Origin of the sequence: Lysinibacillus sp. RC46 (assembly GCF_041262385.1) — a bacterium.
Classification (GTDB): Bacteria; Bacillota; Bacilli; order Bacillales_A; family Planococcaceae; genus Lysinibacillus.
The window spans coordinates 170,473-185,145 of the sequence record NZ_JBGCCF010000001.1; the positions used below are offsets into that span (position 1 = coordinate 170,473).

At 38.1% G+C, this 14,673-nt stretch carries 12 protein-coding genes; all 12 read right to left on the reverse strand.

The window, feature by feature from the left end; all coding sequences use genetic code 11:
* Positions 1-23: 23 nt before the first annotated feature.
* Positions 24-938, reverse strand: a complete 915-nt coding sequence (locus tag ABH966_RS00890) for a helix-turn-helix domain-containing protein (RefSeq protein ID WP_370075170.1) — start codon at positions 936-938, stop codon at positions 24-26.
* Between the two features lie 25 nt (positions 939-963).
* The gene (locus ABH966_RS00895) at positions 964-1,752 is read right to left on the reverse strand and encodes a DUF3388 domain-containing protein (RefSeq protein WP_142507413.1); all 789 of its coding nucleotides are present in this window, start codon (positions 1,750-1,752) and stop codon (positions 964-966) included.
* Between the two features lie 228 nt (positions 1,753-1,980).
* Positions 1,981-2,238, reverse strand: a complete 258-nt coding sequence (locus ABH966_RS00900) for a DUF3243 domain-containing protein (protein WP_370075171.1) — start codon at positions 2,236-2,238, stop codon at positions 1,981-1,983.
* Positions 2,239-2,282: 44 nt separating this feature from the next.
* Positions 2,283-3,011 carry an elongation factor P 5-aminopentanone reductase gene (gene ymfI / locus ABH966_RS00905; protein WP_370075172.1) on the reverse strand — a complete coding sequence of 243 codons (729 nt, stop codon included), beginning with the start codon at positions 3,009-3,011 and terminating at the stop codon, positions 2,283-2,285.
* Positions 3,008-4,309, reverse strand: coding sequence for an EF-P 5-aminopentanol modification-associated protein YfmH (yfmH, locus tag ABH966_RS00910; protein WP_370075173.1), 1,302 nt, complete (start codon positions 4,307-4,309; stop codon positions 3,008-3,010). Before yfmH ends, ymfI begins: the two co-directional genes overlap by 4 nt.
* On the reverse strand, positions 4,306-5,577 hold the full coding sequence (gene yfmF, locus ABH966_RS00915) for an EF-P 5-aminopentanol modification-associated protein YfmF (protein ID WP_370075174.1): 1,272 nt from the start codon (positions 5,575-5,577) through the stop codon (positions 4,306-4,308). Before yfmF ends, yfmH begins: the two co-directional genes overlap by 4 nt.
* Positions 5,578-5,838: 261 nt before the next feature.
* Entirely contained in the window at positions 5,839-6,804 is a 966-nt protein-coding gene (locus ABH966_RS00920) for an ABC transporter permease (protein ID WP_370075175.1), read from the reverse strand.
* Position 6,805: 1 nt separating this feature from the next.
* On the reverse strand, positions 6,806-7,852 hold the full coding sequence (locus ABH966_RS00925) for an ABC transporter permease (RefSeq protein ID WP_370075176.1): 1,047 nt from the start codon (positions 7,850-7,852) through the stop codon (positions 6,806-6,808).
* Entirely contained in the window at positions 7,852-9,399 is a 1,548-nt protein-coding gene (locus ABH966_RS00930; protein WP_370075177.1) for an ABC transporter ATP-binding protein, read from the reverse strand. Before ABH966_RS00930 ends, ABH966_RS00925 begins: the two co-directional genes overlap by 1 nt.
* A gap of 669 nt (positions 9,400-10,068) precedes the next feature.
* Positions 10,069-11,157, reverse strand: coding sequence for a BMP family lipoprotein (locus tag ABH966_RS00935; RefSeq protein WP_370075178.1), 1,089 nt, complete (start codon positions 11,155-11,157; stop codon positions 10,069-10,071).
* A gap of 54 nt (positions 11,158-11,211) precedes the next feature.
* The gene (locus ABH966_RS00940) at positions 11,212-11,940 is read right to left on the reverse strand and encodes a GntR family transcriptional regulator (protein ID WP_132357384.1); all 729 of its coding nucleotides are present in this window, start codon (positions 11,938-11,940) and stop codon (positions 11,212-11,214) included.
* A gap of 186 nt (positions 11,941-12,126) precedes the next feature.
* Positions 12,127-14,415 (reverse strand): FtsK/SpoIIIE family DNA translocase, encoded by a 2,289-nt coding sequence (locus tag ABH966_RS00945; protein WP_370075179.1) that lies wholly within the window; start codon positions 14,413-14,415, stop codon positions 12,127-12,129.
* Between the last annotated feature and the right edge of the window lie 258 nt (positions 14,416-14,673).

Genomic DNA, 14,673 nt, shown 5'->3' on the forward strand with positions numbered 1-14,673 from the left:
AGAAAGTAGTCATCACTAGATGACTACTGTTCTTTATTGAAATTGATGACGATGTTTTGCGTTACAATTTGCTGTGCATACGTTAAAGGCTCGTCATTAATGTATACTTTAGCTTGCGCTGAATTACCTAAGCGGATACGGGCGTAATTTTGAGATGTTGCGTCGAATTCTACTACTTCTCCTGCATTATAGACACGAGTATCTGATAGTAATTCTTGTTGCTGTTGGTTTCGAATACCGATAAATGTAGGACCGGATACTTCAATACGTATTTTAAATGCGTCTGCACCTGTTAACGTATAAGAAGTTGTAGCACCATCCGCTTCAATAGCCCCGGCTGAAATCGATTGCTTAACCTCTTCAGTTTGCTTTTCATCAGGTGTTTCTTGTGCTGAATCTTTTGAATCTGCTGAGTCTTGTTTGTTATTTGTTTGAGCTTTTTTCTCTTTTTCTTTTTCTTTTTCTGTATCTATTGGTTTTGCTTTTGTATCATATTCTATTTCTGATGGAGTATCTTCCATAACATCTGGCACTGCTTTATTTTTAGACTGCATTAGCACCCAAATCACCACAATAATGACAATGATAAATAAACCAACGATTATTTTCGGCATTGCTTCCATCATTTTAGTAGAAGGGCCTTTTGAAACTTTTCTTCTACTTGGACTAGTCGTCATCGATTGACTTACTTGATTGTTTGGAGTACCTGGTAGCTCGCTTTTATAAGTTTCTAAAAGCTCCTCTGCGTCCAAGCCAACAGCGTCAGCATATTGTTTAATAAAAGCTCGTACATAAAACGAACCAGGCATAATCGAATAATTGCCTTCTTCAATACCTATTAAATAACGCTTTTGAATTTTTGTTATTTCTTGTAAATCGTCTAAGCTGTAGCCTTTAGACAGTCTCGCCTCTTTCAGTCGAGTCCCTAATTCTGCCACTCATAACACCTACTTTAATATCAAATTAAAAATTAAATCCACCAAATGAATTAGATTCGGACATCATTTGGCTTTTTTCCATTATTTCATACGTAATTTCTTCATCTGGGTGATGACGCAATTCAATGATATAATCAAAGTCCTCTATCTTATATTCTGAATGCTGAACAAACATGTCTGGATGCTCGATGACCTTAATGGAAGGCATACTCATCATTTCACGCACTAGTTGCAAATGTCGCTCATCAGACGAACGACGTGTCACAATGCCATCTAATATAAAAATATTATTGTCACTGAATTCATCACCAGCAAGTTTATTGCGAACAGTTTGCTTAATCATTGTAGACGATAAAAAAATCCATTTTTTATTGGCACATACACTTGCCGCTACAATCGATTCAGTTTTTCCAACACGAGGCATTCCACGTATCCCAATAAGCTTATGCCCGTCTTTTTTAAAGAGCTCAGCCATAAAGTCAACTAAAATACCAAGTTCATCTCGTACGAAGCGGAAGGTATTTTTTTCATCTGCATCTCGTGGAATATAATGACCGTGCCTAATGGCTAAACGATCACGGAGCTTTGGTTGTCGAAATTTGGTAACGTTAATATGTTCCATTGTCGAAACAATTGTACGAAAACGCTCAATTGTCTCATCGTTGTCTGTATGCACTAACATACCACGTCGATCCTCATCGACACCATTTATTGAAATAATATTGACACGAAGCATCCCTAAAAGTGAAGCAATATCTCCTAATAATCCAGGGCGATTCACCTGAATTTCATATTCAAAGTACCAATCGCTCAAACACACTCGTTCCCTTCCTATTAGTTAACGTAAAAAATCCTTTATAAGTTCCATCATAGCTGATTTTTTATGTAATGGAAAGTTAGAATACGTGGAATTATGGCGTTATTTTTAAAAACTTACTATTTTTTTTTTGAACATACAGAATAGGCTTACATACGTTCCCTTTTCAATGCAAAAATCCTCTTTTATACAGAAAAAAAAGAGGAGATAGTTCTCCTCTTCGTTTTACTGCACAGGCTTATTTTCTACAAGTTTAATGACACAATTCGCCAATGCATGTTTTTCTTCTTCAGAGGCAACGCCCCATAAATCCGACAGCACTCGCTCTTGTTCATTTTTAGGATCGACATTTGTCGCCAAATATTCTCCAATTTGTACAGCAGCTTGTTGGATCATTTTCGTTGGCATCCCACTTGATTCTGCTCGCATAACATTTTGACCTAAAAACGATGTCCATTTTTGCCAGTTTTCTAAAATAGTCATATGTTTCTCCTCCTTTACACATGTAGTATGTGCAAAAAAGAACATTATATGTACCAGCCACCGTTTAATCGAATAACTTGTCCCGTTACATAATCTGCTTTTCCAGAAAGATAGAAACGTACCATTTCAGCAACATCCGTTGTTTGTCCAGTTATACCTAGTGGAATGTCCTCTAAAATATATTCAAGTTCCTCTTCGCTTAAATGATTGTTCATCGAGGTATTAATAAAACCAGGTGCAATGGCATTAACACGAATACGTGATAGTGCGGCTTCTTTCGCATATGACTTCACAAAAGCATGTTGGGCGCCCTTCACAGTTGCGTAAAGTGCTTCACCAGCCGATCCAGCTTCTCCCCAAATTGAACCAATAAAAAGCACATAGCTGACATCATGAGCGCGTAGCTTTGATGACAGCAATGCCGTCAGACGCATTGGATTTTGTACATGGACACGCCATAATGCATCCATATCCTCCACCGTAGTATCTTCAAGCAGAGAATAATGTGCTTGACCATTTGCAAAGACAATCGCTTGCACATTAAAAATTTGTGATGCTAGCAATTGTGCCCCGGACGCTTTCGAAAAATCTCCCTGTACAAGCATAAACTCCTGTGCAGGGAAACTTTCTGAAAGGGAGCAGTATAGAGCCTGTGCTGCTTTTTCATTGTTTGAAAAGTGTATGTAGATGGACCAACCATCTTCTGCCAGACTTCGACAAATAGCACGGCCAATCTCACCCGATGCACCTAAAACGAGGGCAAACTTTTTCACTGTACGCCCTTTTCTGTAGGTAAAATTTTAAAGACAGTTTGTTGAGATTCACCTTGAACTGAAGAAAATGCTTTTTTCAAATCTTCAATCGTTAGTTCTTCTAGTACAGGCACAACATCGAACAAATTCATATCATTAAACGAATAACGTGTAAATTGGTTGGCGATAAATTCAATAGAGTTCAGTGCACGTAGGAAGAAACCTATTTTTTTACGTTTTACTCGTTCTAAATCGGCACTTTCAAAATGTGCATCTCTATCATACTTTGCTAATTCTTCCTTAATAGCTTTCTCTAATGCAGCCGGGTCTGTAGAATCTGAGCCAATCATAGCAAATCCAAAGCCATTTTCTAACGTGAAATCAAATGCATACGTTTCATCGATTAATCCATCGTCATAGACGGTCTCATAAAATTTAGATGTACGTCCAAAAATAAGTTCAAGTGCAATTTGAACAGACAGCTCATGTTTTAACATGTCACGCCCAGAAAGATTTGTTTCTTTCGCTTTTAAGCCGATATAGACCTTAGGCTTTTGTACATCCATATGCAATTCACGTTCTTTGATAGCAACATCTGTCGGTTCTTGATCGAAGAAACGTTGAATTGGTGTTGGTTCAGGGAATTCTTTTTTGTCTTGATTGTCACGAATAAACGTCATCATTTCATTAGGATCTACTGCACCAATGACAAACAATAACATATTGGACGGATGATAAAATGTATTGTAGCACGTATATAAATGGTCCGCAGTAATGCCATCAATCGACTCTATTGTACCAGCGATATCAATTTTTACTGGATGATTATGATACATATTTTCGATTGTACCAAAATATAGGCGCCAATCTGGTTGATCGTCGTACATCGTAATTTCTTGACCAATAATGCCCTTCTCCTTATTAACAGTTGCTTCTGTAAAGTAAGGCTCTTGAACAAAATTTAATAATGTTTCTGTGCTGTTATAAATATTGTTCGTCGAAGAAAATAAATACGCTGTACGTGTAAATGATGTAAAGGCATTGGCTGAAGCACCGAATTCACTAAACTTTTGGAAGACATCTCCATCTTCTTTTTCAAACATTTTATGCTCTAAGAAGTGGGCAATGCCATCTGGTACTGTAATGCTTTCAGTTCCACCAATTGGCACAAATGTACGGTCAACAGAGCCGTATTTTGTGGTGAACGTTACAAATGTTTTGGAAAAGCCTTTTTTCGGTAATATATAGACGTCTAAGCCATTTTCTAATTTTTCATAATACAATGTTTCATCTAATTGTTTGAATTCAATTGTTTTCATTGTGCGACTTGCTCCTTTCCACATAAGAAATAGACCGCTTCTAGCTGTACTTGCTTCGCCATTTCAACAATATCTTGCTTTGTCACAGCTTTCCATTTATTTGCCCAAGCTTCAACAGAGAACTCCTCGGGTAAATCTTTATATTGGTCAAAAATTTCTATTTGTCCTCGGGCAGAATCCAATGCTTCTTTTAGCTGATTCGTCAGCATTGCTTTTGTTTGCTCTATTTCCAAATCTGTAATATCGCCCGCTTGCATAACAGCAAGTTGTTCCTTAATTAGTGATAGCGCTTTTTCTTCATTCTTTGGTTCAATCCCAGACACAACAAAGACTAAGCCATAATGTGATGCAAATGAGCTAGACGCATAGTAGGCTAAGCTTTCCTTTTCACGAACATTCATAAATAATTTGGCGTGAGGGTAGCCACCGAATACACCATTAAAGATTTGCATTTTGGCGAAATCAGCGTCACCAAATCGTACTGGTGTACTAAAGCCAATATGCATCTTTCCTTGCTTCATTTCTTGTTGTTCACGTACATAATCATTTTGCGGATGCTGTTGTGGAAGTACAGCAGGAATTTCTTCAGGTGTACGATCATTAAATGGTAGCGCTTCTTTTAGTTTCGCTACGATTTCGTCTTCATTGATATCACCCGCGACATAAATGTCTATTTTATCGTTAGCAAGCATGGATTGATATGCTTCAAACAATGATGTAGGGGTAATTTTTTGAATGTCCTCGACAGTTCCATTAGCAGAAATAGAGGCCGGTTCATTCGGACGTAATATTTGTTGAATGCGTTGCTGCGCAAAACGAGATTTATCGTCAAAAATGGACTCAATACGCTGAATGACTGTTTTCTTTTCACGTTCCACAATCGATTCCTTAAATACACCATTTTCTAAATTCGGTTCAAATATTGCTGTGTGCAATAAATCAAGTACCTCGTTTAAAACACTTGCATTTGCCAAATAATGATCATTAACGGCTTCTACATTCATCAGTACTGTATGTTCATTACCACGTTTAGATGTGTCAAAATATAACACTGTGCCATACAAGTCATCCAAGAAACTTCGGAATGCAGCGGTTGTCTTATATTTAGCATTACTGTGTTGCAATACATTTGTTAACACTGTACGTTCAGACGCATTTGTCGCCGTTAAAGCTCTTCTCCATTTAATTGAAAAATTTACGGTTTTAAATTGGGTCGTTTGTCGGATATGCAAATTGACACCTTTTGCTAAAGGTATTGTTTTAAACATATATAGAACCCTCCTTATCTTTCTTAATATAACAAAGTACTACACATACTATACATGTCTATTGTCTATAATTGCAAAAAGAATCCAAAGTATGTATATGAAATGTATGGAAGTTACTTTTATTGATTGATGAACCTGTTCATATTAGCAAATAAAGATCATCCTCCAACCATTATTTTCCCAAACACTTGAGATATGTACAAGGAAAAAGACTGAGCATTTTCGCCCAGTCTTTAGTATCAACAATTTATATGATTGTTATTAGCGTTTCCCTTTAATATAAGGTTGGCCACTAGCTTTTGGTGCATTTGCTTTACCGATAAATCCTGCTAATGCAAAGATCGTTAAGACGTACGGTAAAATTTGTAGGTACACAGCAGGAATATCTTGAATATAAGGAATTCCGCTTCCTGCAACACTTAACGTTTGTGCTACTCCGAAGAATAAAGCTGCACCTAATGCACCGATCGGATGCCATTTACCGAAAATCATTGCAGCAATGGCCATAAAGCCTTGGCCGGCAATTGTTGCATGTGAGAAATTGCCTGCAATTGATTGCGCGTACACTGCACCACCAAGACCACCTAATGCCCCAGAGATAACAACAGCAATATAGCGCATTCTATTAACGTTTACACCCATCGTATCTGCAGCCATTGGATGTTCACCGACAGCGCGTAAACGTAACCCAAAAGGTGTTTTATAAATGATAAACCATGCTCCAAAAGCTACTGCAAAAGCTAATATCGATGTACTGTAGACATTTTGGAATAATAATGGACCAAAGAACGGTATGTCCTCTAAATAAGGGATAGCGAAACGATTTATTGCATAGGTTTGGTCAATCATATCTGTTTGACCTTTATCATAAATCATTTTTACCAAGAATACAGATACCGCTAAACCTAATAAGTTGATAGCAACCCCCGATACTGTTTGATCGGCACGGAAGGAAATAGACGCAACTGCATGGAGAAGTGAGAAGATTCCCCCAATAATGAAAGCTGCCAGCATTGCCATCCAAATTGTTGCTGAACCGAATGTTGCAGCATATTCTAAATTGACATAAATACCAACAAATGCGCCAACAATCATTAAACCTTCTAATCCGATGTTTACTACACCAGAACGTTCAGAGAATACACCACCGATTGCTGTAAAAATTAAAGGTGTTGCATAAAGAATCGCCGAAGGGATGATGAAATATAACATTTCTAAAAAGCCCATGTTATTGTCCCTCCTTTTTCTTGCTCAACTTTTGTAATGCTACTCGAATAATATAGCCTGATGCCACGAAGAAAATAATTAACGCGATAATAATAGATACGATTTCCTCTGGAATACCTGCAGCATTCGGCATATTTAGCGCTCCGTATTTAAGTGAGCCGAATAATGAAGCTCCGAATACTACCCCTAGTGGCGTGTTGGCACCAAGTAAGGCAACAGCGATCCCATCGAAACCAATACCTGTAAAGCCTGGTTTAATAGAGACGTTTCCGAAAGTACCTAGTGCCTCCATAGCACCACCAAGACCTGCGAACATACCTGAAATCGTCATAGCTAAAATAATGTTTTTGTTGACGCTCATACCAGCATAATCTGCAGCATGCTTATTAAATCCTACCGCTTTAAGCTCATATCCGCGTGTTGTTTTTTCTAAAATGAACCACATAACTATTACCATTAACAGTGCAACAATGATGCCGTAGTGAAGACTTGAATTGTCTGTTAGCTCTCTTAAAAACGGAGAACGTAATGAAGCTGATTCATGAACTCGTTCTGTTTTAAAGCCACCGTCTGACAAGTTTTTAATTACTGCATTCGCAATATAAAGCGCAGTGTAGTTTAACATAATTGTCGCAATAACTTCGTGAACTTTAAATTTCGCTTTTAAGAAACCTGCAATAAAGGCCCAAAATGCACCTGCAGCTGCTGCCGCAAGTAATGCTAATGGTAAGTGAATGATTTTAGGTAGATCAAATGCATATCCTACCCAAGCTGCTGCTAGCCAACCTAAAATTAGCTGACCTTCAACACCGATGTTGAATAACCCTGTGCGGAAGGCAAATGCTACCGCAAGACCCGCCAATATATACGGTGTTATTTGACGGATTGTGTTCCCAATTGAATATGAATCTCCAAAAATACCTGTCCAAAGGGCGCTATAACCTTGTACTGGGTCATAGCCGCTGACTACCATCACGATAGCACCAACGATTAAACCGATAATGATAGAGATGATAGGAACGAGTATATTAATGACACGATTTGACATTAGTCGTTCCCCTCCTTCGCACCATTCGTATTATTTTTACTATTTTGTCCTGCCATTAATAGACCTAGCTCTTGTTCTGTTGTTTCTTTTGGATTTAATTCATCCACAATTTGACCATCATAAATAACGGCAATACGGTCCGAAACATTCATGACTTCATCTAATTCAAATGAAATTAACAGTACTGCTTTTCCTTTATCACGTTGCTCAATAAGGCGAGAGTGAATAAATTCAATTGCCCCTACGTCAAGACCACGTGTTGGTAATGCTGCGATCAATAAATCAGGATTACGATCAATTTCACGACCGATAATCGCTTTTTGCTGGTTACCACCTGAAAGGGCACGAGCCGGTGTCATTTCACCATTACCAGTACGAACATCATATTCTTCAATAATTTGGCGCGCTTTTTCAGACACTTTCTTGTAGTCCATAACAAAGCCCTTAGCGATTGGAGACTGATAATATGTTTGCAGTGCGATATTGTGGCCAATTGGGAAATCTAATACTAAACCGTGTTTATGACGGTCTTGTGGGATATGTCCAACGCCTTCCTCCGTAATTTTCCGAGGCTTCATATTTGTTATATCTTTGCCATTTAATTTAACGTTACCACTTTTAATTTTACGTAGACCCGTTATGGCCTCGATTAACTCAGATTGTCCGTTTCCATCGATACCCGCAATACCAACAATTTCACCTTTGCGTACTTTTAAGTTCAACCCTTTTACTTTATCGATATTACGATAGTCTGTAACAATCAAGTTTTCAATTGCAAGTACTTCATCAGTTGGATTTGCTTCTGTTTTTTCTGTTTTAAATTCGACTTGGCGACCAACCATCATTTCAGCTAATTGGTTAGGATTTGTTTCAGCAGTTGTAACTGTTCCAATCCCTTCCCCTTTTCTGATAATCGTCACACGGTCAGAGACTTCCATAATTTCTTTTAGCTTATGGGTAATCAAAATAATGGATTTGCCTTCTTCAATTAAACGGCGCATTATTTGAATAAGCTCTGTAATCTCCTGTGGTGTTAAAGATGCAGTAGGTTCGTCAAAGATTAAAATTTCTGCACCGCGGTATAATGTCTTTAAAATTTCAACACGCTGTTGCATCCCTACTGTAATATTCTCGATTTTGGCATATGGATCAACATCTAAACCATACTTTTCGGAAAGTGCCTGTACTTTCTTTGCCGCATCTTTAATATTAATAACACCCATTTTTGTAGGTTCAGAACCTAAAATAATATTCTCTGTTACTGTAAAATTTTCCACCAACATAAAGTGTTGATGTACCATACCAATCCCTAGATCATTGGCCACATTTGGATTTGTAATTTTAACAGCCTTCCCACGAACTCGAATTTCGCCGCCTTCTGGTTGATACAAACCAAAAAGGACGTTCATTAAAGTCGATTTACCTGCACCATTTTCACCTAGTAATGCATGGATTTCGCCTTTTTTCAGTTGGAGGGTGATATTATTATTTGCCACGAAATTACCGAATTCTTTTCGGATTCCTAGCATCTCAATCACGTATTCCAATTTCGTCACTCCCTTAATAGGCACTTTTATCAATTTCGCCTTGGCGTAATTGTGGCTGTTGCTTTGCTTTCGCCACAGAAAACATTTCGTAGCTGTCGCTTTGCTTTCGCTACGTAAAACATTTTGTAGCTACCGCTTCGCTTTCACTACAGAAAACATGTGTAGCTACCGCTTCGCTTTCGCTACAGAAAACATGTGTTACTGACGCTTCGTTAACACTCCATTTCGCAAAGATAAACAATACGTCCAGTTTTTGAAACCGTTTTCTATATTTGTTTGAGACAAACTTAATAATACTAGCCATAGTCACTGTTAGTTCAACGTTTTTTAACATCGACAGCAATGACCTCAGCCAGAGGTTCCATCTTCGTTCAGTGGCATTATATACCCTATTAACAAAAAATTCATGCATGTCTTGTCTCACTAATAGAGGTAGATATTCTTCTGAATGAAGATAAATTAATACAGGAAAGGTCATCGTTAGAAACCTTTCTTCTATTAACTTGTTACCATCATTACTATTCTTACGATAAACTCATAGAAAAATTACTACCTCTATGGTAAACAAATAGAATCAAATAGAGTATTGCAAATAGTCAAAATATAACGATAGATTGAAAAATCATCATAAGGGCCTTTTAAAAGTCCTTATGATGATCAAAAGATGAATTATTTTTTCACTTTTTCTGGAACTTTAATTTCACCTTTAGCAATTTTTTCTTTATATTCATCAATAACAGTTTGAACATCTGCTGGGATTGCACCACGAGAATCTGCAAGTTTCACGCCGTCTTCAGCTAAACCATAAGTTAGCGTTTTGCCACCAGGGAATTCACCGTTTTTAGCTTTATTTGAAATATCTATAACTGCTGCGTTAACACCTTTTAACATAGAAGTTAAAGTAACGTTTGTTTTATCATCTACTTTACCTTCTTCGTATTGGTCAGCATCTACACCAATTACCCATACATTTGCATTAGGATCTTTTTTCTTACGTTCCTTCGCCTCAGAGAATACACCGTTACCAGTTGCACCAGCAGCGTGGAAGATAATATCTACGCCTGAAGAATACATGCTGTTAGCTGTCATTTTACCAAGATCAGCTTTATCAAATGCGCCTGTATATTTTCTTTGAATATCAATATCCGGATTTACTGTTTTAGCTCCTTCAACGAATCCAGCTTCAAAGCGATTAATTACGGGAATATCTCCTCCACCAACGAAGCCGATTTTTCCTGTTTTAGTCATTTTTGCAGCAGCTACACCAGCTAAGAAGGCACCTTCTTGCTCTTTGAACATAATAGATGCTACGTTGTCTGCTTTTACTGAAGCGTCAACGATTGCGAATTTTTTATCTGGATTTTCTTCAGCTATTGCAGTCATAGCATCTTCCATCAAATAACCAATACCAAAAACTAAATTAAAGTCACGACGTAATAATGCGTTTAAATTTGATTCATAGTCAGCGTCTGATTTTGATTGTAAGTAAGCGAAGCCGCCATTACCTTCTTTTAGGTTATTTTCTTTACCGTAAGCTTGAACACCTTCCCAAGCGGATTGGTTGAATGATTTATCATCAACACCACCTACGTCAGTAACCATTGCTACTGAGAACACATCTTCTTTTTTGCTTTCGCCTGATGAAGCGTTTTCTTTTTCTTTTTCAGGTTTTTCTTCGTCTTTCGTACCACATGCACCTAAGATTGCACTTGCAGCTAAAACTGATGATAATACTAAGCCAAATTTACGTTTTTTCATTTTGATAACCCCCCAAAGGTATTGTAATTAGCAGGAAAAAAATTTAGAAATGTTCTACACCCGTTTACGAACTACATGGAAGCTGAATTTATCAGCTCGGAAATAATTTTTTGAATACAGCACTACTTGATCATGATCATCGTAATGCAACTGCTTTAATACTAAAAGAGCTGTTTCACGCCCGCAATTTAAAATCGGTGAAGCTTGCTCATGATACCCGATTGGATCAATATATGTAACAGCATAGGCAACATGAATTTTACCAGATTGTTCAAGTGCAGAGAAAAGTGAAACCTCTTTTTTTTCAACAAAGTCAGTTGGCAGGAAACTTGCTGGTAATCTGTCTATACAGTATACTACCGGCTCGCCGTCCGCCGTTCTGACACGTTCAATTGTGAGTATTTTATCTTCGCCATCACATTGGAAGCGTTTTAAATCTTCCTCAGAAGGTATGCTTTCCGTCGCCTTTAAAAAGCGGGAACCGGGTTCCATACCTGCTGCCTCGATCATAGAAGAAATGCTCGATAAATGCTCGATACCTGATGTAAATAAAGGCTTAGGGTTTACAAATGTCCCCACCCCATGTCGACGCACAATAACATTTTCCTCTTCCAACAGTCGTAGCGCTTCTCTAAGAGTTGCTCGACTGACTCCTAGTGATTTCGATAATTCAAACTCTGAAGGCAGTTTTTCATTTTCTTTAAAAATGCCTGTTTCAATGTCAGACTTTAAACGATCAATTACTTGAAGATAGAGATGACGATGATCAGCTTTAATAGTCACATATATCACCACCAAAATCAGAGATCAGACATCTGATGTACAACATTCCTACTAATCGTTCATAAATATAACATTTTTATAGACTGAAAGCAATTACACCTTAGCGTAATTGCTTCCGAAATTTGAAATGAATTTGGGCCTACTTGATATATTCAACATTATTCATTTTTTGTCGTTGTTTTGGCACTAATTATCGTATTGATGAATGAGCACTTGTCGAGGCTTACTACCCTCTGGAGGCCCGACAATACCACGTTGTTCCATTTGATCGACAATACGAGCAGCTCTCGAATAGCCGATACGGAAGCGGCGCTGCAACATCGAAACAGAGGCCGTCTGCATACTCACAACTAACTGCACAGCCTCATCAAATAATTCGTCCGTTTCCTCTAAAATTGTCTCTTCTTCGGTCGGAATCATTTCCTCCTGATACTGTGCTTTTTGCTGTTCTATAACAAAGGTAACAACTGACTCAACTTCTTGATCTGATAAAAAGGCACCTTGCACACGTTTTGGTTTAGATGCACCGGCAGGTAAAAACAGCATATCTCCTCGACCGAGTAAACGTTCTGCTCCACCCATATCTAATATCGTTCTAGAATCGATTGATGATGAAACCGCAAAGGCAATACGCGAAGGAATATTTGCTTTAATAACACCTGTCAATACATCAACACTTGGTCGTTGGGTTGCAATAATTAAATGAATCCCTGCTGCACGTGCCATTTGTGCTAAACGTGTAATAGAATCCTCTACATCACTTGAGGCAACCATCATTAAGTCCGCTAACTCATCTACAATTACCACAATATAAGGTAATTTCGGATGTTTTTCATCCGTTTGCTCATTGACTTTTTGTACATGACCGTTGTAACCTTCAATATTACGAGTACCTGTATGAGAAAATAAATCATAACGGCGCTCCATTTCAGCCACAACTTTCTTCAGCGCCTGAGACGCTTTACGAGCATCCGTAACAACTGGTGCCAGTAGATGAGGAATTCCATTATAAACATTTAACTCCACCATTTTCGGGTCAATCATCATTAGCTTTACCTCATGTGGTTTTGTACGCATTAGAATTGATACGACAATACCATTTATACACACACTTTTCCCACTACCCGTCGAACCTGCAACAAGTAAATGTGGCATTTTATTGAGCTCGGCGAGTACTGCTTGTCCAGTAATATCACGACCTAATGCGACTTGTAATAAAGCTTCTGGCTTTGCACCATCTTTAGACTCTAACACTTCCCGAAGTGTAACAATTGCTACCTCACTATTTGGTACTTCAATGCCAATCGCAGACTTTCCAGGAATAGGTGCTTCCATACGAATATCCTTTGCAGCAAGTGCTAAGGCAAGATCATCCTGTAAGTTTACAATTTTACTTACTTTCACGCCTATATCTGGTAATATTTCGTATTTCGTTACAGCTGGGCCTAAATGAACCTGCGTTACTTTTGCTTTTACACCAAAGCTTTGCAAAGTTTGCTCAAGCTTTTTCGCATTTGCCTGAATGACAGAATATTCGCCACTTTGGTCATGCTGTGGCGGTAATTGTAATAGATTATAAGACGGCAGTTGATAATCTGCATTTTCTACAGCATCTGCCCCTTCGATATGGACATCATCAACAATTTCTCCATGTTCAATATCTTCATTTTCAGCTGTTGCATATTCTTCTCGTTCATGAGATACATTTTGAGTAAAGGCAGAGATAATTGGTTCATGAGAAGCTTCTTCCTCCGCTTGTACCTCAGGCTCCTGTTCGACAGCTGCGATTTCATCCTTGCTTTCTACTTTTGAACGGCGATTCTTAGGTTTCTTTGGCACATTTTTTTTCTTTTCACGATGTTTCTTTTGCCATTTTCCAAAAAGATCAGGCATTTTGTCCGCTAAATATGGAACAAGCGCCTTTCCTGTTACTAAAATTAAGCCGATAAAGAAAATAACCCATGCAACGACCTTCGCACCTGTTGCCTCAAATAATACATGTAGAGCACTGAATAACAGTGCACCAATCATACCTCCGCCAAGTGCATTACTTCGATGGATAATACCCTCTGAATTAATTAAAATTCGCCAAGATTCTCGCAACACAGAATCTGATAATAAACCTCCAGATTTTGATAATTGCTCAAAAAGAATGCCGTGACTAAAAATTGTTAAACTCATAACAATGAGGAGCATACCTAATATGAGACGATCATAAATACTTACTTTTTTCCGCCCAATCATCAGTAATAACGCAACAAATATAAGCATAAATGGCACAGCAAAATGTAAATTTCCTAAAAGAAACATTGCTATTGTTTGGAGAATACGTCCAATCATGCCATATTCAAAAATCATAATAACTGCTAATGCAATTAAGATAAGCCCTAAAATTTCATACATAAGCGGATGCATTTCTTTTTTTTCTGTAGTCGCTTTTGTTTTCGAGACTTTTCTTTTTCTACTAGTCGCCATCTATTTCACCTTCTTTTGTAATCCATTCTATATATGTAGCGAATAATAACATGTAGAACTTGATTATTTCAAAAAATAGACTCATTACCATAACGTGTGGTTGATTTCCGTTCCGGCTGGGCGCTTTGTCGCTGACGCTTCGCTTTCGCACAGATAAAACATTTGTCGCTGACGCAGCGGCAGGATGTTTTTTGCGCGAAAGCGTAGTGCTAACATAGCGAAAGCGGCACGATGTTGGCCACGAAGGCGTTAACACAG